The following is a 25,260-nucleotide window of genomic DNA, read 5'->3' on the forward strand; positions in this document are numbered from 1 at the left end:
GTTGGTCGGGCGACAACTGAACCAAGAGTTCCTCGTGCCCAAGACTTTCCATCGAACCGACCGTGTCTCCGCCCAGCTGCGCCGTGAACTCGGCACCCTGGTGCACAACGCCGTGCGCGAGCACGGGTTGCCCTCGGTGAGCGTGTCCGACGTGGAAATCACCCGCGACATGGCCCATGCCAAGGTGTTCGTCACCGCGCTGATGCCGGAACGTTCGGCTGAAGCCGTGGCCGGCCTGAAGGAACTGGGCTACCGCCTGCGCATGGACCTGGCCCGCGCGATGAAGCTGCGCCACGTGCCGGAGCTGCATTTCCACTACGACGACTCGGTCGACCGTGGTGAGCACATCGACAACATCCTGCGCGACCTGCCCGATACGCTGGCCGCCGAGAAGCGTCGCGAGAGCGACGAAGAATAACCGCGCGACGCCGGGCATGCCCGGCGTTGCTGCATTCCGGCTGCGCGATGTCTGATGCAGGCCGCGCTGCGGCAGCCGAGCATGGCCCGTCTCAACACTTTCCTGTCATGACCCGAATTCAGTTCCGTCGCCTGGATGGCATCCTGCTGCTCGACAAGTCGACCGGCATGAGCTCCAACGCCGCCCTGCAGGTGGCGCGCCGCCTGTTCCGCGCCGAGAAGGGGGGGCATACCGGCAGCCTCGACCCGCTGGCCACCGGCCTGCTGCCGCTGTGTTTCGGCGAGGCGACCAAGATCGCTGGCCTGCTGCTGGGTTCGGCCAAGGCCTACGACGCCGAGATCGTGCTCGGCCAGACCACCGATACCGACGACGCCGAAGGCCAGGTGCTGCTGCAGCGCCCGGTGCCGGCGATCAGTGCCGAGGCGCTGCAGGCTGCGCTGGCGCCGCTGACCGGCACCATCCGCCAGCGTGCCCCGATCTATTCGGCGCTGAAGCAGGGCGGTGAACCGCTGTATGTGAAGGCCCGCCGCGGTGACGTCATCGAAGCGCCCGAGCGCGAGGTGCAGGTACACGCCATCGAGGTGCTGGAGCAGCAGCCGGAACGGCTGCGGCTGCGCGTGACCTGTGGTTCCGGCACCTATATCCGCAGCCTGGCCCGCGACCTCGGCGAACGCCTGGGCTGTGGCGCTCACATCAGCGCGCTGCGCCGGCTCTGGGTCGAGCCGTTCCGCGAGCCTGCCATGGTCACCCTGGACCAGCTGCGGGCGATGGTCGAGGCCGGTGACGAGGCTGGCATGGACGCGTTGCTGCTGCCGCTGGCGGCCGGCCTGGCTGAATACCCGAGGGTCGACCTGGACGCCGACCAGGCCCACCGGTTCTGCGTGGGCCAGCGCCAGCGCGACCTGTCCTGGCCGCGCGGCCTGGTGGCCGTGTTCGGTCCGGACGATGCTGTCCAGGGCCTGGGCCAGGTCGACGAGAGTGGCCTGCTGGCCCCGCAGCGCCGTTTCAACCTCTGACCGGGGCCTGCCGGTTCAGCCCCGGTCCTTGTCCCGGACGCCCCCGGCCGTTACAATTTCGCGGCCGTTTTCCGGCAACCTGCCTCGCGCAGGTTTCATCCTCGTAGTCCACGGCGAGCCTGGCGGTGCGCGAAGCGCGTTCCTGCCGGCCACGCATCACAGAGAAAAAAGAAATGTCGATCGACACCCAGAAGGTCATTGAAGACAACAAGCGCAGCGCGGCTGACACCGGCTCCCCGGAAGTCCAGGTTGCACTGCTGACCGCCCGCATCGAACTGCTGACCGGCCACTTCAAGACCCACAAGAAGGACCACCACAGCCGCCGCGGCCTGCTGCAGATGGTCAACCGCCGTCGCAGCCTGCTCGACTACCTGAAGAAGAAGGACGTCGAGCGCTACAAGGCCCTGATCGAGAAGCTTGGCCTGCGTCGCTAAGCAACGAATCCCCCGCGGCGCAGCGATGCGCCGCGGTTTTGTTTTGTAGTACCGCAATCCCCGATTCAGGCCGGAACGATCCGGCCACCCGCTGGCGGCAAGGGTCGCCGACGGTCCAAATTCGCAGACAGCATCCCCAAGGACACCCTCCGTGGCAAAAATCACCAAAACCTTCCAGTACGGCAAGCACACCGTCACGCTTGAGACCGGCGAAGTCGCCCGTCAGGCCAGCGGCGCCGTCATCGTCAAGATGGACGACACCGTACTGCTGGTCACCGCCGTCGCCGCCAAGAGCGCGCGCGAAGGCCAGGACTTCTTCCCGCTGACCGTCGATTATCAGGAAAAGTTCTACGCCGGCGGCCGTATCCCGGGTGGTTTCTTCAAGCGCGAAGGCCGTGCGACCGAGAAGGAAACCCTGATCTCGCGTCTGATCGACCGTCCGATCCGCCCGCTGTTCCCGGAAGACTACAAGAACGAAGTGCAGATCATCGCCACGGTGATGTCGCTGAACCCGGACGTGGACGGTGACATCCCGGCCCTGATCGGTGCTTCGGCTGCCCTGGCCCTGGCTGGCACCCCGTTCATGGGTCCGATCGGCGCGGCCAAGGTCGGTTACAAGAACGGCGAGTACATCCTGAACCCGACCGTCAGCGAACTGGCTGACTCGCAGCTGGAGCTGGTCGTCGCCGGTACCTCCAACGCTGTGCTGATGGTTGAATCCGAAGCCGCGCTGCTGTCCGAAGAAGTGATGCTGGGCGCCGTGACCTTCGGTCACCGCGAAATGCAGAAGGTCATCAACGCGATCAACGAGCTGACCGTCGAAGCCGGCACCAAGCCGTCGACCTGGGAAGCCCCGGCCAAGAACGAAGCGCTGATCTCCGCCCTGAAGGAAGCCATCGGCCCGCGCCTGGGCGAAGCCTTCCAGGTGCGTGACAAGCTGCAGCGCCGCGACGCCATCTCGGCGATCAAGAAGGACGTGTTCGAAGCCCTGGCTGGTCGCGTGGCCGCTGAAGGCTGGAACCCGGCCGAGCTGTCGAAGGAATTCGGCGAACTGGAATACCGCACCATGCGTGACTCGGTGCTGGACACCAAGGTCCGTATCGACGGCCGTGCGCTGGACACCGTCCGCCCGATCACCGTGAAGACCGGCGTGCTGCCGCGTACCCACGGTTCCTCGCTGTTCACCCGTGGCGAAACCCAGGCCATCGTGACCATCACCCTGGGCACCGCCCGTGACGGCCAGGTCATTGACGCCGTTGCCGGTGAGTACAAGGAAAACTTCCTGTTCCACTACAACTTCCCTCCGTTCTCGGTGGGTGAGTGCGGCCGCATGATGGGCCCGAAGCGCCGCGAAATCGGCCACGGTCGCCTGGCCAAGCGCGGCGTGCTGGCTGTCATGCCGTCGCTGGAGTCCTTCCCGTACACCATCCGCGTCGTCTCGGAAATCACCGAGTCGAACGGTTCCTCGTCGATGGCATCGGTCTGCGGCTCGTCGCTGGCCCTGATGGACGCCGGCGTGCCGGTGAAGGCGCCGGTGGCCGGTATCGCCATGGGCCTGGTCAAGGAAGGCGAGCGCTTCGTCGTCCTGTCCGACATCCTGGGTGACGAAGATCACCTGGGCGACATGGACTTCAAGGTGGCCGGTACCGCTGAGGGCATTTCCGCCCTGCAGATGGACATCAAGATCGAAGGCATCACCGAAGAGATCATGAAGCAGGCTCTGCAGCAGGCCAAGGCTGGTCGTCTGCACATCCTGGGCGAAATGGCCCACGGCCTGACCGCTCCGCGTGAAGAGCTGTCCGACTACGCGCCGCGCCTGCTGACCATCAAGATCCACCCGGACAAGATCCGCGAAGTGATCGGCAAGGGTGGCTCGACCATCCAGGCCATCACCAAGGAAACCGGCACCCAGATCGACATCCAGGATGACGGCACCATCGTCATCGCTTCGGTCAATGCCATCGCTGCCCAGGCCGCCAAGGCCCGCATCGAGCAGATCACCTCGGACGTCGAGCCGGGCCGCATCTACGAAGGCAAGGTCGCCAAGATCATGGACTTCGGTGCGTTCGTCACGATCCTGCCGGGCAAGGACGGTCTGGTCCACGTGTCGCAGATCTCCAGCGATCGCGTCGAGAAGGTCGGCGACGTGCTGAAGGAAGGCGATGTGGTCAAGGTCAAGGTGCTGGAAGTCGACAAGCAGGGCCGTATCCGCCTGTCGATGAAGGCCGTGGAAGAAGGCGACGCCGTCAGCGCCGAATAATCGGTACTGCTGATTGTGCGGTGGGTGAGGACCGTTGGTCCTCACGCTTCCGCAAATGAAAGAGCGGGCTTCGGCCCGCTTTTTCTTTGCCTTGATGTCATGCAGTGCCGCTCATCCAGGTCGCTGCATGTCCTGCTGCAGTGCGTGAGCGCCGCCACGTGGCCATCGTTCTGTCACGGTTGCGCGGATCACGCCTGTCCACGGGACGACATGCCGCGACAACCGTCCCACAGCCACATCGGTTTGCTAACGTGGCGGCGCCTTCGAACCGGGAGATCCCATGTTCCGCCAGACCGTGGCCGTCCTTGCCGTGCTGATTGCCGGTGCCGTGCCCATCGCTGCGCGCGCCGCGCCGGCGCCGCCGCCGATCTTCGGTGCCTACTACCCCGGCGGCTCGGCCGAGCGCTATCCGGTGTCGAGCATTCCCGCCGAGCGCCTGACCCATCTGTTCTATGCGTTCTCCACCATCGAGGACGGCCGCTGCGCGGTCGGCGCGGAAGCGCCGAAGAACTTCGCCGCGCTGGCCGAGCTCAAGAAGGCGCATCCGCACCTGCGCACGCTGATTTCGATCGGTGGCTGGGGTGCGGGTGGGTTCTCCGATGCAGCGTTGACCGAGGCCAGCCGCAAGCGCCTGGTGGACTCATGCATGGCACTGTTCTTCGATCACCATGCCGGCAGCTTCGATGGCGTGGATATCGACTGGGAGTTCCCGGTCAGTGGCGGGCCGAAGGAGCTGGCGCATCGCCCGCAGGATCGCGCCAACCTGACCAGGCTCGCGCAGGCGTTCCGCGTGGCACTCGACGCGCACGGGCGCAAGGTGGGGCAGCCGATGCTGCTGAGCGCCGCGCTGGCCGCCGGTCGCCTGCAGACCGATGGCCCCTATGATCCGGCGGCGAGCTACGACCTGCCGGCGCTGGCCAAGGTGTTCGATTTCATCAACCTGATGAGCTATGACATGGGCACCGGCTTCTCATCGGTGTCGACCTTCAATGCGCCCCTGCATGAAGTGCCGGCCGATCCGCTGGCGCCGGAGCTGCGGCGCTGGAACAACGTGGCCGGCGCGGTGCAGTACTACCGCGAGCACGGTGTGCCGGCCGACAAGCTGGTGCTGGGCGTGCCGTTCTATGGGCGCGGCTTCAAGGTCACCGGCGATGCGCCGGATGGCCTGTATCAGCCCTACAGCGCACCGGCCGACGCCGGCGACTGGCGGGTGATCAAGGCGCGCTATCTCGACCAGCCGGGTTGGGTGAAGCACTGGCAGCCGCAGGCGCAGAGCCCGTGGCTGTACAACGCCGTGCAGAAGATCTTCATCAGCTATGAAGACCCGCGCTCGATCGACCTGCGTGCCCGGTTCGCCCGTGAGCAGGGCCTGGCCGGGGTGTTCATGTGGGAGCTGACCGGCGACGACGAGCAGGCCAGCCTGCTCAACGCGATGCTCGGCCCGTGGCAGAAGGTGCGCATCGGCGATTGAGTCACTGGTGGCGCCGGGCCATGCCCGGCGCCAGGCGGCAACGCCATCGACCCGACACCGCACGTTGCGACGACGCCGGCGGCGCTACGCTTTGGGCATGATCCATCTCGAACGCCTGGACCACCTGGTCCTCACCGTCGCCGACATCGAACGCAGCTGTGACTTCTACCAGCGCGTGCTCGGCATGCAGGTCGTGCGCTTCGGCGCTGGCCGTACCGCGCTGCAGTTCGGCCAGCAGAAGATCAACCTGCATCCGGCCAGCGCGCCACTGCAGCCGCATGCGCTGCGACCCACGCCGGGCAGTGCCGATCTGTGCCTGGTCACGCATACGGCAATGGTCGATGTGCTGGCGCACCTGCAGGCGCAGGCCATCGCGGTGGAGGAGGGGCCGGCCACACGTACCGGTGCGCTGGGACCGATCGAATCGGTGTACTTCCGCGACCCGGATGGCAACCTGATCGAAGTGAGTCGTTACCCGGGCGAAGAACACCCGCAGCGGTAGCGCCGGGCCATGCCCGGTGAAGGCTTAGTTGGCCCAGACGCTGTTGGGGTCGCCGTTGCGGGCGCGGCGCTGGCTGGCGACGGCCAGGCGAGCGAAGCCGAAGGCCATGGCCAGCGCGATGGCATCGACCCAGAACAGCGGCCAATGGCCACGCGCGGCGGCGCGCCACAGCCAGTCACCATTGAGTGCGCCGTGCAGGACCGGCACCAGTGCAGTGCTGAGCGCTGCGGCCCACAGCAGCTCGCGCGCCGCCTGCGCGGGGCGGCGCAGTGCAGCCCACAGCGCACAGGCTGCCCAGCTGCCGAAGCAGGCCCAGCGGATGCCATGGTCGACCGCCGACGGTGCCAACCGCTCCAGCACCAGCGCGGTGATGAAAGCGACCGAGATCGCCACGCACAGGCCGATGCACACGCCAACCGTGGCCCGTGCCATGTTCACCCCGGCACGCGGCTGTTGCGGCTGGCGACGCTTGCGCCGCGACTCGATCCACAACAGGTTGCCGGAGTAGAACAGGAACGCACCGCCGAGGCCGAGCAGGAAGTACAGCCAGACCACCACGCCGTTGCCGAACTCGCCGAAGTGCAGGGCATAGGCGGCGCTGAGCGTGGCGTGGTTGGCATCGCGCTGGCCCGGCAGCTGGGAGGCCAGGACGTTGCCGGTGGCCACGTCCAGGGCCACCGAACCGAGCGGCCCGAGTGTGCCGGTGGATTCGCCCGTGATCTCGATCGTGGCGCTGGCATCGCCGGCGTTGGCCAGCTTCAGGTAGGCCGGCTCGAAGTTGGCCACGCCCTGTGCGCGGGCTACTTCAAGCGCGCGCGCATGCAGCAGGCGCAGGCTGCCCGGCGGTGCCGAGATGCCACTGGCGTCGCGCACCGGCGCGGTGTCCATTGCAGTCGGTACCGCCTGCAGGGCCTTGCCGTCGTAGATCAGTGGATTGAGCAGGGCCATCTGCACGAACACCAGGCAGAGCAGGGCGCCAGTGACCGCGAACATCAGGTGGAAGGGCAGGCTGAGCACGCCGATCACGTTGTGCGCGTCCTGCCACAGTTGTTTCAGGTTGCGGCCCGGACGCAGCGCGAACAGGTCGCCGAACAGCTTCGGCAGGTGGATCACCAGGCCGCTCAGCAGCGCCATGCCATACAGCAGGCTGACGATGCCCATCACGTAGATGCCGGCCACCGGCAGTCCGAGGCTGTAATGCAGTTCGTTGACCAGTTCGGCCAGCCCGGTCTGTGGCGGCGTCGGGCTGCCGGCGATCTGGCCCGGCCAGGCATAGCGCCAGCTGCCGTCGTCGGCCTGCCAGTAGGCCAGGGGTTGCGGATGTTCGGCGCCGGGGAACGTCATGCCGACGTGGCGGCGGGCTTCCGGGTGTGCCGCCAGCACGTCTTCCAGCAGGTACTGCGCATCGTCCAGGCCCGCCGGCAACGCGGTGGCTGCACCGGGCGTCTGCCACAGCGGCAGGTCGTGGTGGAACAGGGTCAGCGCACCCGCGTAGAAGGCCACGAACAGGCCGAAGCCGGCAACCAGGCCGACCCAGGTGTGCAGGGTGGTGAACGTACGCAGGGTCTGCGAGCTGAACTTCATGGGCGGAGTCTCATTGCACCGCGCCGGTCAGGCGCAGCAGCGTCAGCACGGCGAAGCCGGCCGCAGCGCTGCCGGCCAGTGTCACCCAGGCGCGCAGCGCGCTGCGGAAGCTGAACGCCCACAGGGCAGCCAGCATCCACAGCGGGATGAACGTGATCAGGCTGGGCACCAGCGCGTTCTGCCAGGGGCCCGGCGGCAACCACGTCACCAGCCCGGTCGCGGCCGCGGCCAGCAAGGAGCCGGCCACGATGCCGGCGAAGGCGCGCGGCCACATCAGGGCGACTCCGTGCCCGGGCGATGCCAGGCGGCCAGTGCCGGCAGCAGCATCGCGGCCAGCATCCAGGTGCACAGCATCGCCACCAGGCCAGCGGCAAAGCCGAGTTCGGCCATCCACAGCCACAATGCGGCAGCCGCGGCGACCAGGCCGATCTGGCGGCCGAGGCGGCCGGCGCGGCGCAGGCGGGGCCAGCGGCAGTGCGGCGAGGCGGCATAGAAGGCCAGTGCCGAGAACATCGCTGCCAGCATGCCCAGGCTGCAGAAGCCCAGCGTGGAAAGGCCGACGGTGATCATTGCGGGCGGCCGCCATGGCAGCGGGCCAGCGAACGCGGGGCACGGGCGGGGCCGGCGGGAGCCGGTCGGAGCGGGTGGCGCATCACGAGGTCCTGGGGGGAAGCGGGCAGGCTGGCACGGGGCGGGCTGCGCGGACATGGTAATCATTGCGTTTTCACGCCGCCAGCGAGGACCATTCAGCGGACCGTACGGTAGGCCTTGGGCTTTCCGGTGTGCTGGTTTAAGATCGTCGCAGAACCCTGACTGGAACAAGGTGGCCCGCGCCCAGCGCCGGCCGAGCGTGCGACATGAGCACTACCACCGCCCACTGTTGACCTGCCCCCGAAGGCCCTGTGTTCCAGGCGCCCTCGCGGCGCTTTTTTATTGCCCGGGCAATGGCCCGGGAACGCTTTCCAGCCCGCCCAGCGGGCCCCGCACGAAGCCAATGCGATGATCAACATTACCCTTCCCGACGGCAGCCGCCGCGAGTTCGAAAACCCCGTCAGCGTCATGGACGTCGCCCAGTCGATCGGTGCCGGCCTGGCCAAGGCCACCATCGCCGGTTCGGTCGATGGCGTGCTGGTCGATGCCAGTGACGTCATCGACCACGATGCCAGCCTGCGCATCATCACCGCCAAGGACGAGGAGGGCGTGGAGATCATCCGCCACTCCTGCGCCCATCTGGTCGGCCACGCCGTCAAGCAGCTGTACCCGGACGTGAAGATGGTGATCGGCCCGGTGATCGCCGAGGGCTTCTATTACGACATCTATTCCGAGCGCCCGTTCACCCCGGACGACATGGCCGCGATCGAGAAGCGCATGGGTGAGCTGATCGCCCAGGATTACGACGTCATCAAGAAGATGACGCCGCGCGCCGAAGTGATCGAGATCTTCAAGGCCCGTGGCGAGGACTACAAGCTGCGCCTGATCGAGGACATGTCCGACGACATCCAGGCGATGGGCATGTACTACCACCAGGAATACGTGGACATGTGCCGCGGCCCGCACGTGCCGAACACGCGCTTCCTGAAGGCCTTCAAGCTGACCCGCATCTCCGGCGCCTACTGGCGCGGCGATGCGCAGAACGAACAGCTGCAGCGCATCTACGGCACCGCCTGGGCCGACAAGAAGCAGCTCGAGGCGTACATCAAGCGCATCGAGGAAGCCGAGATGCGCGACCACCGCCGCATCGGCAAGCAGCAGGACCTGTTCCACCTGCAGGAAGAGGCGCCGGGCCTGGTGTTCTGGCACCCGAAGGGCTGGGCGTTGTGGCAGGTGGTCGAGCAGTACATGCGCAAGGTCTACCGCAGCAGCGGCTACGGCGAAGTGCGCTGCCCGCAGATCCTGGACGTGAGCCTGTGGAAGAAGTCCGGCCACTGGGACAACTACCAGGACAACATGTTCTTCACCGAGTCGGAGAAGCGCACCTACGCGGTCAAGCCGATGAACTGCCCGGGCCACATCCAGGTGTTCAACCAGGGCCTGCACAGCTACCGCGACCTGCCGATCCGCTACGGTGAGTTCGGTTCCTGCCACCGCAACGAGCCGTCCGGCGCGCTGCACGGCATCCTGCGCGTGCGTGGTTTCACCCAGGACGACGGCCACGTGTTCTGCACCGAGAGCCAGATCGAATCGGAAGTGACCGCGTTCCACCAGCAGGCGCTGGCGGTCTACCAGCACTTCGGCTTCGACGAGATCCAGATCAAGATCGCGCTGCGTCCGGAATCGCGCCTGGGCGACGACGCCACCTGGGACAAGGCCGAGGGCGCACTGCGTTCGGCGCTGTCCGCCTGTGGCGTGGAATGGCAGGAGCTGCCGGGCGAGGGCGCCTTCTACGGCCCGAAGATCGAGTACCACCTGAAGGATGCCATCGGCCGTACCTGGCAGCTGGGCACCATGCAGGTCGACTTCATGATGCCGGGTCGCCTGGGCGCCGAGTACGTGGACGAGAACAGCCAGAAGAAGCATCCGGTCATGCTGCACCGCGCCATCGTCGGCTCGATGGAGCGCTTCCTGGGCATCCTGATCGAGCACCACGCCGGCCAGTTCCCGGCCTGGCTGGCGCCGACCCAGGTGGTGGTGGCCAACATCACCGACGCCCAGGCCGACTACGTCTCGGGCGTGACCAAAACCCTTGCGGAGCAAGGCTTCCGCGTCAGCTCGGATTTGCGTAACGAGAAGATCGGCTATAAAATCCGCGAGCATACGTTGCAGCGCGTGCCCTACCTGCTGGTCATTGGTGACCGCGAGAAGGAAAATGGGGCTGTGGCGGTGCGTACGCGTTCTGGCGAAGACCTGGGCAGCATGAGCCTGCAGGCCTTCATCGAGCGGCTCCAGGCCGAGGGCGCGTAAGCAAAGGTCCGGTCCGGGGGCACAGGCACCCGGACCGGTTCGATACCCTTGGGAGAACGTAATATCAGCACCCCTGACAACAAACAGAACCGCAAGAATCAGGAAATCCGTGTGCCGCGCGTCCGCGTGATCGGCAGTGACGGAGAAATGATCGGCGTGTTGTCGCGCGACGAAGCGCTGTCCATGGCCGAAGATGAAGGCCTGGACCTGGTCGAAATCCAGCCGCAGGCCGATCCGCCGGTCTGCAAGATCATGGACTTCGGCAAGTTCAAGTTCGAAGCGCAGAAGAAGGCCAGCGAGGCCAAGAAGAAGACCAAGCAGGTCGAGATCAAGGAAGTGAAGTTCCGTCCGGTCACGGACGAGGGCGACTACCAGATCAAGCTGCGCAAGATGCGCGGGTTCCTTGAAGAAGGCGACAAGATCAAGGTCAACATCCGTTTCCGTGGCCGTGAAATGAGCCACCAGGAACTGGGTCGCGAAATGGCCAACCGGATCGAGACCGATCTGGGCGAGGACATCGTCATTGAATCCCGTCCGCGCCTGGAAGGGCGTCAGATGGTCATGATGATCGCGCCGAAGAAGAAGACCTGAGGCCTGACGGGCCGCCTTCCGGGGCGCCTGGCTGAATGGTTCAGGATAAGGGGACGCCACTGGCGTCCCTTTGCTTTTGCAGGATGCCGGTGAAATGCCGGCGCAAGAGGTGCTGGGGCTGGTGGCAGGGCGGTTTTGCCTGTATCATGCCCGGCTCGACCCACCCAGGACGGGTCGTACGCCGATCATGGCAGGACGGAAAGAGCGGCCCAGGCCGCCGCCAGATCAGTCAGAAACCAGGGTCAAATCCCATCAAGGACATTGCAATGCCCAAGATCAAGACCAACCGGGCAGCGGCCAAGCGTTTCCGCAAGACCGCCTCGGGCAAGTACAAGTGCGGCCACGCCAACCGTAGCCACATCCTCACGAAGAAAGCGACCAAGCGTAAGCGTAATCTGCGTCAGACGGGCCATGTCCGTGCAGAAGACGCAGGCCGTCTGGACCGCATGCTCCCTTACCTCTGAGGAACTGAAAAATGGCACGAGTTAAGCGTGGCGTACAGGCGCGTCGCCGCCACAAGAAGATTCTGGATCTCGCCAAGGGCTATTACAACGCCCGCCGCAAGGTCTTCCGCGTCGCCAAGCAGGCGGTCATCAAGGCACAGCAGTACGCCTACATCGGCCGTAAGCAGAAGAAGCGCAACTTCCGTTCGCTGTGGATCACCCGTATCAATGCGGCTGCCCGCATCAACGGCCTGAGCTACAGCCGCTTCATGAACGGTCTGCTGAAGGCCGGCATCACCCTGGACCGCAAGGTCCTGGCTGACATCGCCGTGCACGACGCAGCCGGTTTTGCTGCGCTGGCCGAAAAGGCCAAGGGCGCGCTGGCGGCATAAGTCCTTCCCGATGCCGTAACCGTTCATCCGGAACGGTGTCAGGTCAAGGCAATGCATGGGGAAGGGCGCAAGTCCTTCCCCATTCTTTTTTGGGTCCCGGCGAGGCCATGGCGGCAGCGCGGGGACGGCGGTGGCGACAGGGGTCGGCCCTTCGCGCATCGCGATGGCAGATCGACTGGAGTTCCGGCCCCCCATGAGCGACATCCAATCCCTCACCACCCAGGCGCTGGCCGATGTGGCCGCCGCACAGAGCCCCGACGTGCTGGAACAGCTGCGCGTGGCCCTGCTTGGCAAGAGTGGCAGCATCACCTCGCAGCTCAAGCAGCTCGGCGCCCTGCCGGCCGACGAGCGCAAGGCCGCCGGTGAAGCGATCAACCAGGCCCGCGACGCGCTGACCCGCGCGCTCGGCGAGCGCAAGGCGCTGCTGGAGGACGCGGCACTGGATGCACGCCTGGCCGCCGAAGCCATCGACATCACCCTGCCGGGTCGCAACGGCGACCGCGCCGGCCTGCATCCGATCACCCGCACCCTGGAGCGCATCACCGGCATCTTCGGCCGGCTGGGCTACGAGCTGTCGGAAGGGCCGGAGATCGAGGACGACTGGCACAACTTCGAGGCGCTGAACTTCTCGCCGCACCATCCGGCGCGCGCCATGCACGACACCTTCTACTTCGGCGACGGCCGCCTGCTGCGCACGCACACCTCCGGCGTGCAGGTGCGCTACATGGGTGACCACGCACCGCCGCTGCGCATGATCGCCGCCGGCAAGGTGTACCGCAGCGACAGCGACCAGACCCATTCGCCGATGTTCCATCAGGTGGAAGGCCTGCTGGTGGACGAGCATTCGACCTTCGCCGACCTGAAGGGCACGCTGGCCGAGTTCGTGCGCGCCTTCTTCGAGCGCGATTTCGAAATGCGCTTCCGCCCCAGCTATTTCCCGTTCGTTGAGCCGGGCGCGGAAGTGGACATCGCCTGGCAGCAGCCCGATGGCAGCACCCGCTGGCTGGAAGTGCTGGGCTGCGGCATGGTCCATCCGAACGTGCTGCGCAACGTCGGCATCGATCCGGAGCGCTACACCGGCTTCGCCTTCGGCATGGGCGTGGAGCGCTTTGCAATGCTGCGCTACGGCGTCAACGACCTGCGTGCGTTCTTCGAGAACGACGTGCGGTTCCTGAAACAGTTCGCGTAAGCCGCAACCGTGTAGGGCCGAGCCATGCTCGGCTGCTCCCAAATTCGCAGGCCCAGGCGCATGCGCCGGGCCCACCAGGATGACACCATGAAATTCTCCGAAAACTGGCTGCGCAGCCACGTCCCGACCGGCGCTTCGCGCGATGAACTGAGTGCAGTGCTGACCGCCATCGGCCTGGAAGTGGAAGACGTGACCGCGCTGGGCGAAGGCCTCGACCACGTGGTCGTGGCACGCATCGTCGATGCGGTGCGCCATCCGGAAGCAGATCGCCTGCAGGTGTGCAGGGTTGATGCCGGGCAGGGCGAACTGCTGCAGATCGTGTGCGGCGCCCCGAACGCGCGCCCGGGCCTGGTCGCGCCGCTGGCGATGGTCGGTGCGCAGATCGGCGAGCTGAAAATCAAGCCGGCCAAGCTGCGTGGCGTCGAGTCCAACGGCATGCTGTGCTCGGCCAAGGAACTGGGCCTGGACAACGATGCTTCCGGCCTGCTGGAACTGCCCGACGACGCACCGGTCGGCCAGACCCTGGTCGAGTACCTGGGCCTGCCGGATGCCAGCATCGAGATCAAGCTGACCCCGAACCGCGCCGACTGCTTCAGCCTGCGCGGCATCGCCTACGACGTCGCCGCCGCCACCCGCAGTGAAGTGCTGGACTTCGCTGCCGACGCCATTCCGGCAGTCGGCAGCCGTGAGCTGGGCATCCAGCTCGACGCCGGCGCCGAAGCGCCGCGTTACCTGGGCCGTGTCATCGAAGGCGTCAATGCTGCCGCCAAGACCCCGTTGTGGATGGCCGAGCGCCTGCGCCGCAGTGGCGTGCGTCCAGTCTCGCTGCTGGTCGACATCACCCAGTATGTGATGCTGGAGCTGGGCCAGCCGATGCACGCCTACGACCTGGGCACCCTGCAGGGCAGCATCGCCGTGCGCCGTTCGCGCGCGGGCGAGACGCTGAAGCTGCTGGACGGCCGCGATGCTGCGCTGGACGACAGCTTCCTGGTGGTCACCGATGCTGACCGCGCGGTCGGCCTGGCCGGCCTGATGGGCGGCTTCGACACCCGCGTCACCGACGCGACCACCGCCGTGTTCCTGGAAGCCGCGCACTTCGCGCCGGCCGCGATCATGGGTCGTGGCCGCAAGCTTGGCCTGCACACCGATGCCGGCCATCGCTTCGAGCGCGGCGTCGATCCGGCGCTGCCGCGCACCGCGATCGAGTACGCCACCCGCCTGGTGCTGGACCTGGCCGGCGGTACCCCGGCACCGGTCACCGAGGCCGTGCGTGAAGCCGATCTGCCGCAGCCAGCGACCATCGTGCTGCGCCGCGCCCGCATCACCCGCGTGCTCGGCATCACCATCGACGATGCGGAAGTCGAGCGCATCCTGCGCGCGCTGGGCATGGACGTGGTCGCCGCCGCCGACGGCTGGCAGGTGGTCGCGCCGAGCCGCCGCTTCGACATCGCCATCGAGGAAGACCTGATCGAAGAGCTGGCCCGCATCCACGGTTACGAGCAGATCCCGACCACGCTGCCGGGCGGTGCCTCGCGCGTGGCGATGCCGAGCGAGACCCAGCTGGACGCGCTGAGCGTGCGCCGCCAGCTGATCGCCCGTGACCAGCAGGAAACCGTCAATTTCGCCTTCGTCGACGACGCGCTGCTGACCCAGTGGCAGCTGCGCGACGGCCTGGTGCCGCTGGCCAACCCGCTGTCGGCCGAACTGGCGGTGATGCGCCCGTCGCTGCTGCCGGGCCTGGTCGCCACGTTGGGCCGCAACGCCGCCCGCCAGTTGGGCCGCGTGCGCCTGTTCGAGCTCGGCCGCGTGTTCGCCCAACAGGCCGGAGACGGCCAGCCGGCACCGCTGGAAACCCCGCGCGTGGCCGCTGCGGTCTGCGGTGAGGCGCAGGCGGTGCAGTGGGGCCTGCCGACCCGCAAGGTCGACTTCCATGACCTGAAGGGCGACCTGGAATCGCTGGCGGCCGCCAGTGGCGCGCAACTGGAGTTCCGCCCGTCCGTCCGCGCCTACGGCCACCCGGCGCGTTCGGCCGAGGTGTTCCGCGATGGCGTGGCGATCGGCTGGATCGGCCAGATCCACCCGCGCCTGACCCGGGCGATGGATATCGAAGCCGACGTCTACGCCTTCGAGCTGGACCTGGAGCCGCTGACCGCCCGCCGACTGCCGCGCGCCGGCGAACTGTCGCGCTTCCCGGCGGTGCGTCGCGACCTGGCATTCCTGGTGCCTGAACAGGTGGCCTGGGCCGATCTGGCGGCCACCGTCCGCCAGGCCGCCGGCCCGCTGCTGCGCGACCTGAACCTGTTCGACCGTTACGTCGGCCAGGGCGTCGAGCCGGGATTCAAGAGTCTCGCTATGGGCTTGATTTTGCAGGACAAGTCGCGCACTCTGACGGACCGCGACGTGGATGCGGTGGTGGCCGAGGCGGTCACTGCCATCGAGCGTGAACACCACGCCCGGATCCGCGGCTGAGCGGGCAGCACTCGGGGGTAGCAGGCAATGGCATTGACCAAGGCGGAGATGGCGGAAAAGCTGTTCGACGAAGTCGGTCTGAACAAGCGGGAAGCCAAGGAATTCGTCGACGCGTTTTTCGATGTGCTGCGTGAAGCATTGGAACAGGGACGTCAGGTGAAGCTGTCGGGCTTCGGCAATTTCGATCTGCGGCGCAAGAACCAGCGCCCGGGTCGCAACCCCAAGACCGGCGAGGAAATTCCGATTTCCGCCCGTACGGTGGTCACCTTCCGTCCGGGCCAGAAGCTCAAGGAGAGGGTGGAAGCTTATGCTGGATCCGGGCAGTAACCGCGAACTACCGCCGATCCCGGCCAAGCGCTACTTCACCATTGGTGAAGTCAGTGAGTTGTGCGACGTCAAGCCGCATGTCCTGCGCTACTGGGAAACCGAGTTTCCCAGCCTTGAGCCGGCCAAGCGCCGAGGCAACCGCCGCTACTACCAGCGCCACGACGTGCTGATGGTGCGGCAGATCCGCAGCCTGCTGTACGAACAGGGCTACACGATCGGTGGTGCACGCCTGCGTCTGGACGGCCCCGATGCCCGCGAGGAATCGGCGCTGAGCAACCAGATCATCAAGCAGGTGCGCATGGAGCTGGAAGAAGTGCTGCAGTTGCTGCGCCGCTGATCCCATTTCCATCGTAATCCGCTATACTTCACGGCCCGCCGCAGTGGCGGGCACATCGCAGCATCAGTCGGGGCGTAGCGCAGCCTGGTAGCGCATCTGCCTGGGGGGCAGAGGGTCGTCGGTTCGAATCCGGCCGTCCCGACCAAAAGCAGTGATAGATCAAGGGCTTGCACCATGCGGTGCAGGCCCTTTTTCGTAGTACACCCTATTACCACCCTATCGCCACCCTACCGAATGGCGAGGATGCCGGTGTTGATCTCGGTCCACGGCCTTTCGTGGCCTTCCAGATACACCTCGGTCATCGCCGGCGAACTGTGTGTGAGAAGGTGCTGCACTTGTTCTTCCGACCAACCTTGTTGGTTGTGCAGTAGAGCGCCGCCAAGGCTGCGAATCTCGTGGAATGAAACCTGATGCTTGCCGACCAAGCCGATTGACTCGCGGACGTCCTGGAACTCGCGGCTCAACTGCTCAGGCAGGAGCTGCGTATGGTGTACTCGCGCCTTCGCACGCTTGTTGCTCGGCCGGGCCTTCAACGGCAGCCGGTGCACGAAGTAGGGCGAGGCCACGTCGTCGCGAGCCTTTGCCAGCAGAGCGGCCAGCTCCTCGTTGACCACGATCTTCATGCGGACGCCGGTAGTGGTTTTGGTTTTGCCGGGGACCACCCATAGGTGGCCGTCGTGATAGTCGGTGAACTTCAGATTCACTACGTCCTCGCGGCGCAACAGTGTCATCAGGCTGATATCCATGGCCAGCTGCAGCCAGGGCGGCGCCTTGGCGTGGATCTTCTTGTAAACGTCCACGGTCAGCCGCGCACGCTGGCGAGTCGCTTGGAACTTGCGCACGACCTCCGCAGGGTTGCGGTCGATCCAGCCTTCTTCGACTGCACAGGCAAAGACCCACGTCAGCATGGACCGGAACAGCTGCCGGGACCGGTCGCTTTCGGTGACTTCACGAATGAACGTGGCGCAGTCCTTCACGCTGAAACTGTCCAGGTTCCGATCGCCGATATGCTTGCGGATGCGGTTGATGAGGGAACGGGCGTTCTCGATGTTCTTGGCGCCCCATTTCCGGTGCGGCATGTCGTCACGCTCGAACACGTCGACAGCGTCATTCACTGTGTGGCCACCGCCGACCACGCGTGCGACCAGGTCATTCGTCGGCACCAGCAGCGTGTTGAGCTTCTTGGCCGCGGCGAACGCGCGCGCCTGGTCGGTGCCCATCCACGTTTCCTTCTTCGTGACCGGGTGCCGATACTTGAACCCGTCCCGGTTGGGGTACAGGTTGGCCGGCCATCCCTGGCGGCTCTTGCTTCGTTGCCTCGGTGCCATCGTCAGGCTGCCTCACCCAATACTCGCGCGACAAGATCATCGCCGCCGGCGAGCCATTCGTGTTCGTCGATGAACCAGGTGCCTCCGACCTTGCGGCCCGGCAGCTTGCCCTCGCGCATCAGCCGCTGCAGTACCTGCATGGATGGGCGGCTGCCTTCCTCGAAGTAGCGGTCCAGCCACCGCTCGGGGGTCATCAGTTGCATGCTGGTCTCCTTCAGTTCGTGGCCAGCGCAGCGCGCAGCTGCTCGGTGGCCTGGGTTGCTGCCTCGCGCAGGCGCTGGATTTCCTCCGCCTGCTCGATGATTCGGTTCGCCGCGACCACCAGCTGCTCGCGCAGCACGTCCTTGGCCGGCTGCTTCATGCGGCGCGGTTCGCGGGGGAAGAGTTGGTCACCCATGTGCGCACCTCCGCCAGCACCAGCGCAGCCCTGCGCGCGCGGCGCGACATACGCGGCTGATCGCCCACAGGGTGGCGATGCCTGCCGCAAACCCGGCCAGGGCGAGCACGTGGACCATTGCAGCGGTAAGCAGCTGGTCAGCCATTTGCTGCCGCCTCCCGCCCGCCAGCCTGGATCGTCAGAACTTCATCGATCGACAGCTCCTTGCGGTACGCCACTGCTCGCGCCTCAGCAGCCGCGACGAACCGCCGACCGTCGGCAGAGCCGAGCCAGTTGGCCAAGTGATCGAACACCTCGATTTCCAGCGCATCCCGACACACCGTCGGCTTTTCCCAGTCCGCGCTGGTCAGGTAGTCAGATGACCGGAATCCGCGGTTGCAGAACGAATGGCGGTGATTCTGCTCGTGCCACTTCCTGAGCACGCTGCTGTCGAAGAGTGGGTCGTTGGCCGTAGGGCCCTTCGCCCGCAGGTGCCAGATGATGGACCCGCCCACGTTGGTGCCCAGCCAGGTGACGAAGGTAGCCGCGATCCGCGAATAGCGATCGGTCAGCAGCACCGGCATGTTGTGCAAGATATGCCCCAACGGGCCGGCGAGCTGCTCCTCATCGTCCAGATCCCAGTGGTCTTCGCACTGGGCGCGCACCAGGAGGTGCCACTGGTCCCGGTAGGCGTGCTCGGCCGGGTGGTGCTCCCGCGAGCGCGTGGGAATCGACGGCTCGTGGCTCAGGACTTCGCATGCACCGATCACGCCGGCACCCCCGACGGGCCATTGCCCACCGCCTGGCTGTCGATCAGGGCCAGCAGGTCACGCGCCAGCGCTTCACGCTTCTCCCAGCAGTTGTGGAGCTTGGCGTTACTCAGCGCGAACTCGGCCAACTCCCGGAACTGCCCCAGGTCCACGGCCTGCGCGGGCGGTACGTGTTCCCACATGGCTTTTTCCAGAATCTTTCTGGCGTCCGTTGGCAGCGTCCAACCTTCACAGACTGTAGCGATAGCCTGACGAAGGTGCCCCTGCTCCCCCACCGGCTGGCGGGCGGCGAGGGCGGCGGCAGATTCTGCCGAATTCAGCCTTGCTTCGGCGGCTTCAAAACGAGCCGTGGCCTCACGCGATGCTTTGGCAAGACGAGCATTTTCTGCTTCGACTTCCGGGCGTCGAGCTACATCCAGCACATTTTCCGGGTTGATGAAGCCCCTTGCGCTATCCGACCACGCATGCGACTGAGCCAAATCAGCCTCATCAAATTCAACGCGGGCTAGATAGTATTCCCGGAACGTATCGGGACCCTGACCACCCGGGGAGGGCTGAACCGGTGCGCCACACGCATGGCACCGACCATCAGAAGGAACACGGGCGTAAGTCATGCCGCAGTGCTTCACAGGGCAGTGCGCCGCTTGACCACCCGGGGAGGGCTGGGCGGAGACGGCGGCTTGCCATACTTCCCATGCAGTACCAGCGCGCAGCGCTGTGAGCGGATTCCGGCTCAGGAATTCCTCAAACCGCGCCCGCTCGGCCTGATCCCCCAGCCTCACCCTCCCACCGGGCTGCACGTCCGCCAGGGGCTTGTTGTCGGTGGTCATGCGGATGCCCCCTTCTTCGTGCGGCTGTCGTGGCCACCCTCGACCACCTGGCGGCGGCTGATGGTGGATCGATCGATCGGGCTGTTGCCGAGGATCTGGACCTTGCCGCCCGAGCGCAGGAACTGCGCCACGTCGTCGGCGATCTCGGCCCGCTGGCGGTCCTTCTCGGCCTGCGTGGCCAGGTCGAAGGTCGGCTGTACGTGGATGCTGGTCACGAATGGGTCTCCTGATTTGCCAGCAGCGGCCAACGAGTGCGGCGCTGCCAGCTTTGGGTGAGGTGGTTCAGTTCGACTTGCAGCGGATCGCGGCGCAGGGGCGCAGCGGGTCGTGCAGGCGGCGCTCGGTGTTCCGGCAGGGCGCACACGCGGCGGTGTGCTTGCCGTTGATCAGGGGGAAGAACCGCAGCGGCAGCCGGGCAGCGCACTTCGTGCAGGTCTTCATGGCAGGCGAGCCTTCATTAGGTTGGCCCAGGTGAGCGGGTAGGGGCCGCGCTTGATCCGGTCGTAGGCCGTGCTGCGCGAGACGTCCAGAATCTCGGCCACCTGCCTGGTGGTGTAGCGCTTGCCCTCGATCACCTGCGCGAACAGCTGGGCGCGGGCGAGGCCGGCACGGCGCAGGCATTTGGCGTGGCTGGGGTAGATCGTCACGTCCATCAGGCGGCCTCCTGGTGGTCGCCAGCGCGTAGCTCAGATTCATAGCGCGCGACGAGGGCCACAAACTCCCGGAGATCCTTCTCCATCGCTTCGATGTAGGCTTCATCGCGGGCCACTACGCGCAGAAACAGCTCTTTCCCGACAGCGGAAAGCGCCGGGCAATAGAGCGCGAAGTGCCATTGCGAGCGCCCGGTGATCCACATACCGCCCTGAACCTGGTCCATGAACTCGCTCAGATCATCGGCAAACCACAGCTTGCGGATTCCCTTGGCAGAAACGAGACACTTAATTTCCAGTCCGGTATCGGATCCAATGAACCCATCAGCTGACGCGCCAAACTCGCCAGCGTCGTCGGTAATGAATCCGACCTGCTCGACCAGGCAGCCAGTTTCCATCTCGTGGGTGTATCTGGCTGCCGGCTCAAGTTCGTGTCCACGCTCCATTTGCCAAGTCTGGTAGCCCTCATCCATCAGCTCTCCACTGATGCGCTCGAAGGCGATTCGGAAGGCGTAGTCCTTCGCTGCCTCGGTGAAATCGCCCTTGTTGGGTCCAGTCTTCAGCCGCTCACGGGCAACCTTGAACATGCTGGCCGTAACCACGCCGCAACGACTCTGCAGCCACTCAGTACTCCCCTGCGGGTGCTTGTAGATAATCAAAGGGTGTTCCCCCTGTGAAGCTGTCGCTTTGTTCTTAGGTAGGCGTCAGACGCCTCATCTGGTGTGGCGTAGACGCCGATGTGTTGGAGCCTCCCATCAACTCGAATCCGGGCGACGAATCGCCCCGACCTATTGCGGTAGACCCCGAGCCGGCCAGTCCGGTTATTGGCGTGTGGAACAACGCGGTTTTGGTTGTTCTCCGCCCTGCTTGCTGCGCGTAGGTTTTTGAACCTGTTGTCGTCTTTGCGCCCGTTGATGTGGTCTATTTCCGCAGGCGGTTCTTCTTGCGTGATTAGTAGCCATGCAAGTCGATGCGCAAGCACTGCGCGGCCGGCCACTCTCGCTTCCAGGTATCCGTCATCTCTGCGAGTGCCAACCACCGTTCCAGCGCACCGGCCTCCGCAAGTAACTCGACGGACGATGAACCCTGTTTCAGGGTTGTAGGAGAAGAGGGCATTGGCCTTGTCCAGTAAAGCGGCGATCGGTCTTGCTAGGCTCATGGCTCGACCTCCTCAGCCTCTGCGCGCTCCGCCTCCGACTTCAGGGTTTCATGGCCGGACTGGCCGATCATCTTGCGCTGTTCGGGCGTCAGCTTGCCCCACGCCTCCGCATAGGCGTCCAGACCGGCACTCGCAATCTCCTGAAGGCTGGCATACAGCGCCTGGCGCTCGGGCGAATCTTCCGGCTCGGCCGGCAGCTGGCGGGTACTGCTGGCCGGAGCTCGCTCGGCGCGGACCACCTCGCCCTCGATGATGCGCTCGGCCTCGTCCTGCTCGTAGATCCCAACGAAGCCGAACGCCAAGCGGGCGCACTGGATCATCGCCTTGTGGCGCAGCATGCGGCGCGGGTGAGACTGCCACGGGCCAGCATTCGAGCGGCGGCATTCGGCCATGTACTCGGTCACACGCACCGGCCGGCTTCGGTCCTTGCGGTAGATCGAACAGGTGCAGCTCTGCTCGTCCTGTTCGAAGTCCATCCCGTCGAACTGAGCGTGCGAGTTGATGATCCGCGACCAGCCGTCGACGCCTACCACCGGCACGATGCCGTTGTTCTTGTCGGGGAAGGCGTAGATCTCCTTCGTCCAGGGATTCAGGCCGTACTGGTTCGCCACCACCAGCAGCGCGGTCATCTGCGCATCGGATACCTGGCCCCGGAAGGCGGTGGCCTTCAGTACGGCGACAAGCTCCTGCGCGTCGGCGGCGCCCATGTTCAGGGACGTGGCGAGGCTCTTGGTTTGCGAGAGAACGAGGTTGCTCATGGCTGCTCTGCTGGTAGGTTGAATAGGTGCCCGGCTCTCGGAGCCGCCGCCGGGCGGGCGGGTGCGTCCTTGCGGGGTCAGTTGGCGCTGGAGATGCGGAAGGCTTCTTCCAGCACCAGAAACAGGCGACGAATCTCGGCGCTCTGCAGCGCGAATCGGGCGTCGAACTCGGCGCGTCGGCCGTCCTGGTCCGTGCCGTCCAGCCTGTCCAGCGCGCCGTCGAGGAAGCGCAGCTTGCGGACGATCAGGTCTTCGCCAAGTACGAAGGACAGGCTGTCCTCGAACACCAGCGCCAGCTTGGTAACCTGCTTGCCAGCGTCCAGGTGCTTGTCGATCTCATCGCTTTTCAGCTCCTGATAGCTGCACTTCACGACAGCTCCGCCCTGCACCGGGTCGCGCAATTCCGCTTCCTCGCCCAGCGACAGGCCGACTGGCATTGGCTCGCCAGCGATCCAGCCGGTCAGGACTGAGCGCGGAGCGACTTCGGCGTTCAGAGGCATCGCCGGGAAGCTACCGAGCAGTCCGCGGATGTCGGACATGAAGTATTCGCCGGTCTTGCGGCTGGAGGTATCCACCGCGACGTAGCCGTGCTGCAGATCGATGAAGGCATCGTTGCGCGAGGACTTCACGAAGGCGCGCGGCAGCAGCTCATGCAGCAGGTCGTCCTTCATGCGCTTGCGCTCGCGGCCACCTGGCCGGCGGCCCTCGGCTTCCTCGATGTGCGCCAGCTTCTTTTCGAGTTCGCCGTTCACCACCGACGTCGGCAGAATCTTGTTCTCGCCGCCAACTGCCAGCCACAGGAAGTCTCCGCAACGGTGGGAGAGCAGTTCCTTCTCCTCGCGGCCGAACGGCGAGATGAAGCCGCGCGAATTCATTTCCAGTGCGCCGACCGGCTTCAGCAGTGCGTGCGGCAGCAAGGTGTCGACTTCGGAAAAGTCGGTGGTGGTCGGGAAGCGGAAGAACGTCAGGTTGCGGAAGAACATGTCATCTCCTCAGGAATAGATGCCGGCGTCGTGGAATCCCGGCCGGCGCGGGGCCCGTGAGGGCGGGAATTCAGCCGCGCACGCTGCTGGTCGCAGCCCATCGGGCTTTGGCAGCGTCACGGTCGGTGTGGGCCTGGTGGATCTCGGCGATGCGCAGCGGCACGACGGCGGCGGCGAACAGCGCGACGGCGGCCCAGGCGATGCGGAGGCGGCTACTCATCGTCGTTTTCCTCCACGCACAGGCCGTCCACGGCCTCGCGGTTGCGTTGTTCTCGGGCTTCCGCCAGCGACATCGGCGGGGCGATTGGGGGCAGGCAGAACTGGTCGGCGAAGGCCGCGTCCAGCCGGTCAAACGGGTTCATGTCGCGTCTCCGGTTCGCACGCGGCCAGAGCGGCGTGCAGGCGGTCGTCGGCTGCCATCTGGTCGACCAGGTCGCGGGCTGCGAGGGATGCGTGGGCGGCTGCGAAGACTTCTGCGACTGACGCACGCGCTGCCACCTGCGCGGCATAGGGCTGTCCTGCGTCCTTTTCGCGATCTACCGCCTGATCCATCACCGCCAGCACGTCGACCCAGCTCACGACAGCACCGCCTGCACCGCGACGGTGAAAGCCACACCGAGGCAGAAGGCCAGCAGGTAGCCCGAAGCCAGCTTCAGCGCCTGGAAGTGCAGGGCTCGGTCGGCGGCGGTCATGCGGCCACCTGCTGCAGTGCGCGGGCCGTGTCGTTGGCGCACATCTGTGCCCGGGCCAGCATGTCGACCGCAGCCAGACCGCTGCAGGGGCGCATGGCGCGCATCCGGTACAGGCTGTAGTAGTGCCGGCGGTCAGCTGCCCGGCGCTCGCTCATGGCCCAGCCGAAGCGGCCCTTGCGGTACTTCGCCACCAGCAGCAGCGGGTCGATCAGGCCGTCGGCAATCTCGCCTTCGCCGCCGCAGCGGCCGCAGGCCACGCCGTACTCGCACTGCGGATCGCCGCTGGCGCTGTCGTTGCGGTAGAGCTCGCCAGTTCCATCGCAGGCCGGGCAGGCGATGAACCCGTTGGCCGGGTGCAGCGGCAGGCCGCGCTCTTCTCGGGCAAGCTCGCTGGAACGCTTGTGGTCGCGGACCGACGCATAGCCGGTCCGGGTGGTCGAGCGGGGCAGTCCAAATGCGATGGCGGCCATCTTCGTCTCCAAGCCCCGGCCCGGGATGGGCTGTGGTGGGGCGTTGGCCGAAGATTAGGGGCGCTAATACCTAGTGTCAATAGGGGCGCTAATAATGTGCAGCGACATTTGATGAACGCGTTAAGGAATCAAGGTCCAAAGAAGAACCCCGCCGGAGCGGGGTTGTCGGGTCAGGGCTTGACCGGCGGAGCTTGGGCCGGCGCTGGCGCTACAGCCTGTGTCTGCGACGGCATCTGGATGATGATCGGTGATGGTGAGGGCGCAGCCGGCGGTGCCTGAATCGTTACTGGTGACGGCGGCGGCGCCACTGGTGCCTTGGGCACTGCATTGTTCAGCACGAACGTCATGACCGTGATCATGGTTCCTGCGGCTGCCAAGGCTGTACCCACAATCCACTTGATCAGGTCATTTACCCCCTTTTGGTGTTCACTACGAAGCTCGGCCTTTAGTTCAACCAAGTCTGTCTTCGTGGCGAGGGTCGGAATGACTTTCTCGATCGCTGATAAGCGCTTATCCATCTCGTCATCATGGGGCGGCCCACCGCCGCCTTCCAGTGCCGACGACGACATGACTTCGTCCTCGCGCACGTCAGCGTTTAGAAATGTGACGTTTCCGTTCTTTTTACGGGGTGTCATCTGGTTCGCCGTCTCCCTCGGCATTCACGAACTCACCTGGCTCAGGATTGTTGTCGAGCCATTCGTTGATGTACCCGCGGGAGAGTAACCACATTGTTCCGCAGTTGTCGCAGCTCAACGCGATCTGGGGGATATGTCCAGACTTTCCGCCATGCGTCAGCATCGTTCCATTAGGTGCTAGTAGGGGGGCCGCCGTTCCGCGCATCCGAGGCGTATCGTGGAGGCGCCAAGCCTTCTTGCCACATCTCAGGCAGGCGTCATTGATTTCCTTAGCC

Annotated in this window: 34 protein-coding genes and 1 tRNA gene; 15 read left to right on the forward strand and 20 right to left on the reverse strand. The window is 65.6% G+C overall.

All coding sequences use genetic code 11. The annotated features are described in order from the left end of the window. Nucleotides 1-34: 34 nt before the first annotated feature. From rbfA to AC5P5W_RS06310, 6 genes are all read left to right on the forward strand, one after another. The gene (gene rbfA / locus AC5P5W_RS06285; protein ID WP_005410447.1) at nt 35-418 is read left to right on the forward strand and encodes a 30S ribosome-binding factor RbfA; all 384 of its coding nucleotides are present in this window, start codon (nt 35-37) and stop codon (nt 416-418) included. A 107-nt stretch (nt 419-525) separates the two neighbouring features. Next, on the forward strand, nt 526-1,434 hold the full coding sequence (gene truB, locus AC5P5W_RS06290) for a tRNA pseudouridine(55) synthase TruB (protein ID WP_164165691.1): 909 nt from the start codon (nt 526-528) through the stop codon (nt 1,432-1,434). Between the two features lie 173 nt (nt 1,435-1,607). Next, on the forward strand, nt 1,608-1,868 hold the full coding sequence (gene rpsO / locus AC5P5W_RS06295) for a 30S ribosomal protein S15 (RefSeq protein ID WP_005417886.1): 261 nt from the start codon (nt 1,608-1,610) through the stop codon (nt 1,866-1,868). A 151-nt stretch (nt 1,869-2,019) separates the two neighbouring features. Beyond that, complete coding sequence (gene pnp / locus AC5P5W_RS06300) at nt 2,020-4,128, forward strand: polyribonucleotide nucleotidyltransferase (protein WP_046431803.1); 2,109 nt, start codon at nt 2,020-2,022, stop codon at nt 4,126-4,128. 280 nt (nt 4,129-4,408) lie between these two features. After that, nucleotides 4,409-5,599, forward strand: a complete 1,191-nt coding sequence (locus AC5P5W_RS06305; protein WP_197574282.1) for a glycosyl hydrolase family 18 protein — start codon at nt 4,409-4,411, stop codon at nt 5,597-5,599. 97 nt (nt 5,600-5,696) lie between these two features. Next, nucleotides 5,697-6,101, forward strand: a complete 405-nt coding sequence (locus tag AC5P5W_RS06310) for a VOC family protein (RefSeq protein WP_041863657.1) — start codon at nt 5,697-5,699, stop codon at nt 6,099-6,101. Nucleotides 6,102-6,125: 24 nt separating this feature from the next. Here AC5P5W_RS06310 and AC5P5W_RS06315 read toward each other — a convergent pair whose 3' ends face one another. The 3 genes from AC5P5W_RS06315 to AC5P5W_RS06325 are packed head-to-tail and all read right to left on the reverse strand — an operon-like array spanning nt 6,126 to nt 8,255. Further along, on the reverse strand, nt 6,126-7,685 hold the full coding sequence (locus AC5P5W_RS06315; RefSeq protein ID WP_197574283.1) for a PepSY domain-containing protein: 1,560 nt from the start codon (nt 7,683-7,685) through the stop codon (nt 6,126-6,128). 10 nt (nt 7,686-7,695) lie between these two features. After that, nucleotides 7,696-7,959: a hypothetical protein gene (locus tag AC5P5W_RS06320; RefSeq protein ID WP_197574284.1), complete on the reverse strand. Its 264-nt coding sequence runs from the start codon at nt 7,957-7,959 to the stop codon at nt 7,696-7,698. Beyond that, on the reverse strand, nt 7,959-8,255 hold the full coding sequence (locus tag AC5P5W_RS06325) for a hypothetical protein (protein ID WP_005410439.1): 297 nt from the start codon (nt 8,253-8,255) through the stop codon (nt 7,959-7,961). Before AC5P5W_RS06325 ends, AC5P5W_RS06320 begins: the two co-directional genes overlap by 1 nt. Before the next feature lie 429 nt (nt 8,256-8,684). On the opposite strand from AC5P5W_RS06325, the gene thrS reads away from it, so the two are divergent. The 9 genes from thrS to AC5P5W_RS06370 all read left to right on the forward strand — a co-directional run bounded on the left by thrS (nt 8,685) and on the right by AC5P5W_RS06370 (nt 16,479). Then, nucleotides 8,685-10,586, forward strand: a complete 1,902-nt coding sequence (gene thrS / locus AC5P5W_RS06330; protein ID WP_032957627.1) for a threonine--tRNA ligase — start codon at nt 8,685-8,687, stop codon at nt 10,584-10,586. A 48-nt stretch (nt 10,587-10,634) separates the two neighbouring features. Beyond that, nucleotides 10,635-11,177 (forward strand): translation initiation factor IF-3, encoded by a 543-nt coding sequence (infC, locus tag AC5P5W_RS06335; protein ID WP_079222586.1) that lies wholly within the window; start codon nt 10,635-10,637, stop codon nt 11,175-11,177. Nucleotides 11,178-11,443: 266 nt separating this feature from the next. Further along, complete coding sequence (rpmI, locus tag AC5P5W_RS06340) at nt 11,444-11,641, forward strand: 50S ribosomal protein L35 (RefSeq protein ID WP_005410436.1); 198 nt, start codon at nt 11,444-11,446, stop codon at nt 11,639-11,641. An 11-nt stretch (nt 11,642-11,652) separates the two neighbouring features. Continuing rightward, nucleotides 11,653-12,012 (forward strand): 50S ribosomal protein L20, encoded by a 360-nt coding sequence (gene rplT / locus AC5P5W_RS06345; protein WP_005410435.1) that lies wholly within the window; start codon nt 11,653-11,655, stop codon nt 12,010-12,012. A 193-nt stretch (nt 12,013-12,205) separates the two neighbouring features. Beyond that, nucleotides 12,206-13,201, forward strand: a complete 996-nt coding sequence (locus AC5P5W_RS06350; RefSeq protein ID WP_197574285.1) for a tRNA ligase subunit PheS family protein — start codon at nt 12,206-12,208, stop codon at nt 13,199-13,201. 87 nt (nt 13,202-13,288) lie between these two features. After that, nucleotides 13,289-15,670 (forward strand): phenylalanine--tRNA ligase subunit beta, encoded by a 2,382-nt coding sequence (gene pheT / locus AC5P5W_RS06355; RefSeq protein ID WP_046431787.1) that lies wholly within the window; start codon nt 13,289-13,291, stop codon nt 15,668-15,670. Nucleotides 15,671-15,697: 27 nt separating this feature from the next. Further along, entirely contained in the window at nt 15,698-15,997 is a 300-nt protein-coding gene (locus AC5P5W_RS06360) for an integration host factor subunit alpha (protein ID WP_005410432.1), read from the forward strand. Next, nucleotides 15,978-16,334, forward strand: a complete 357-nt coding sequence (locus AC5P5W_RS06365; RefSeq protein WP_005410431.1) for a MerR family transcriptional regulator — start codon at nt 15,978-15,980, stop codon at nt 16,332-16,334. The genes AC5P5W_RS06360 and AC5P5W_RS06365 overlap by 20 nt, the downstream gene beginning before the upstream one ends. A gap of 68 nt (nt 16,335-16,402) precedes the next feature. Further along, a tRNA-Pro gene (locus AC5P5W_RS06370) sits at nt 16,403-16,479 on the forward strand. A gap of 82 nt (nt 16,480-16,561) precedes the next feature. Here the strand turns inward: AC5P5W_RS06370 and AC5P5W_RS06375 are convergent. The 17 genes from AC5P5W_RS06375 to AC5P5W_RS06455 all read right to left on the reverse strand — a co-directional run bounded on the left by AC5P5W_RS06375 (nt 16,562) and on the right by AC5P5W_RS06455 (nt 24,985). Beyond that, the gene (locus tag AC5P5W_RS06375) at nt 16,562-17,662 is read right to left on the reverse strand and encodes a tyrosine-type recombinase/integrase (protein WP_495220935.1); all 1,101 of its coding nucleotides are present in this window, start codon (nt 17,660-17,662) and stop codon (nt 16,562-16,564) included. A 2-nt stretch (nt 17,663-17,664) separates the two neighbouring features. After that, on the reverse strand, nt 17,665-17,865 hold the full coding sequence (locus tag AC5P5W_RS06380; protein ID WP_495220936.1) for a helix-turn-helix domain-containing protein: 201 nt from the start codon (nt 17,863-17,865) through the stop codon (nt 17,665-17,667). 11 nt (nt 17,866-17,876) lie between these two features. Next, complete coding sequence (locus tag AC5P5W_RS06385; protein ID WP_346601468.1) at nt 17,877-18,059, reverse strand: hypothetical protein; 183 nt, start codon at nt 18,057-18,059, stop codon at nt 17,877-17,879. 137 nt (nt 18,060-18,196) lie between these two features. After that, nucleotides 18,197-18,808 (reverse strand): hypothetical protein, encoded by a 612-nt coding sequence (locus AC5P5W_RS06390; protein ID WP_495220938.1) that lies wholly within the window; start codon nt 18,806-18,808, stop codon nt 18,197-18,199. Next, nucleotides 18,805-19,638 carry a hypothetical protein gene (locus tag AC5P5W_RS06395; protein ID WP_495220940.1) on the reverse strand — a complete coding sequence of 278 codons (834 nt, stop codon included), beginning with the start codon at nt 19,636-19,638 and terminating at the stop codon, nt 18,805-18,807. The genes AC5P5W_RS06390 and AC5P5W_RS06395 overlap by 4 nt, the downstream gene beginning before the upstream one ends. Further along, entirely contained in the window at nt 19,635-19,853 is a 219-nt protein-coding gene (locus AC5P5W_RS06400) for a hypothetical protein (protein WP_164178419.1), read from the reverse strand. The genes AC5P5W_RS06395 and AC5P5W_RS06400 overlap by 4 nt, the downstream gene beginning before the upstream one ends. A 67-nt stretch (nt 19,854-19,920) precedes the next feature. Continuing rightward, nucleotides 19,921-20,079: a hypothetical protein gene (locus tag AC5P5W_RS06405; RefSeq protein WP_495220941.1), complete on the reverse strand. Its 159-nt coding sequence runs from the start codon at nt 20,077-20,079 to the stop codon at nt 19,921-19,923. Next, nucleotides 20,076-20,291 (reverse strand): helix-turn-helix domain-containing protein, encoded by a 216-nt coding sequence (locus tag AC5P5W_RS06410; protein WP_087786640.1) that lies wholly within the window; start codon nt 20,289-20,291, stop codon nt 20,076-20,078. The genes AC5P5W_RS06405 and AC5P5W_RS06410 overlap by 4 nt, the downstream gene beginning before the upstream one ends. Then, complete coding sequence (locus AC5P5W_RS06415) at nt 20,291-20,947, reverse strand: lambda exonuclease family protein (RefSeq protein ID WP_495220942.1); 657 nt, start codon at nt 20,945-20,947, stop codon at nt 20,291-20,293. Before AC5P5W_RS06415 ends, AC5P5W_RS06410 begins: the two co-directional genes overlap by 1 nt. After that, nucleotides 20,944-21,447, reverse strand: a complete 504-nt coding sequence (locus AC5P5W_RS06420; protein ID WP_495220943.1) for an HNH endonuclease — start codon at nt 21,445-21,447, stop codon at nt 20,944-20,946. Before AC5P5W_RS06420 ends, AC5P5W_RS06415 begins: the two co-directional genes overlap by 4 nt. Beyond that, the gene (gene bet, locus AC5P5W_RS06425) at nt 21,444-22,205 is read right to left on the reverse strand and encodes a phage recombination protein Bet (protein ID WP_495220944.1); all 762 of its coding nucleotides are present in this window, start codon (nt 22,203-22,205) and stop codon (nt 21,444-21,446) included. Before bet ends, AC5P5W_RS06420 begins: the two co-directional genes overlap by 4 nt. 77 nt (nt 22,206-22,282) lie before the next feature. Beyond that, nucleotides 22,283-23,188: a recombination-associated protein RdgC gene (locus AC5P5W_RS06430; protein WP_495220945.1), complete on the reverse strand. Its 906-nt coding sequence runs from the start codon at nt 23,186-23,188 to the stop codon at nt 22,283-22,285. Nucleotides 23,189-23,258: 70 nt separating this feature from the next. Next, on the reverse strand, nt 23,259-23,408 hold the full coding sequence (locus AC5P5W_RS06435) for a hypothetical protein (protein WP_495220947.1): 150 nt from the start codon (nt 23,406-23,408) through the stop codon (nt 23,259-23,261). After that, nucleotides 23,401-23,550: a hypothetical protein gene (locus AC5P5W_RS06440; RefSeq protein ID WP_495220948.1), complete on the reverse strand. Its 150-nt coding sequence runs from the start codon at nt 23,548-23,550 to the stop codon at nt 23,401-23,403. Before AC5P5W_RS06440 ends, AC5P5W_RS06435 begins: the two co-directional genes overlap by 8 nt. After that, nucleotides 23,537-23,767 carry a hypothetical protein gene (locus tag AC5P5W_RS06445; protein WP_495220949.1) on the reverse strand — a complete coding sequence of 77 codons (231 nt, stop codon included), beginning with the start codon at nt 23,765-23,767 and terminating at the stop codon, nt 23,537-23,539. Before AC5P5W_RS06445 ends, AC5P5W_RS06440 begins: the two co-directional genes overlap by 14 nt. A 109-nt stretch (nt 23,768-23,876) precedes the next feature. Further along, nucleotides 23,877-24,350, reverse strand: a complete 474-nt coding sequence (locus tag AC5P5W_RS06450) for a hypothetical protein (RefSeq protein WP_495220950.1) — start codon at nt 24,348-24,350, stop codon at nt 23,877-23,879. Nucleotides 24,351-24,520: 170 nt separating this feature from the next. Further along, nucleotides 24,521-24,985: a hypothetical protein gene (locus AC5P5W_RS06455; protein WP_495220951.1), complete on the reverse strand. Its 465-nt coding sequence runs from the start codon at nt 24,983-24,985 to the stop codon at nt 24,521-24,523. Between the last annotated feature and the right edge of the window lie 275 nt (nt 24,986-25,260).

The organism is Stenotrophomonas sp. YJH_SMC_123 (assembly GCF_059368215.1).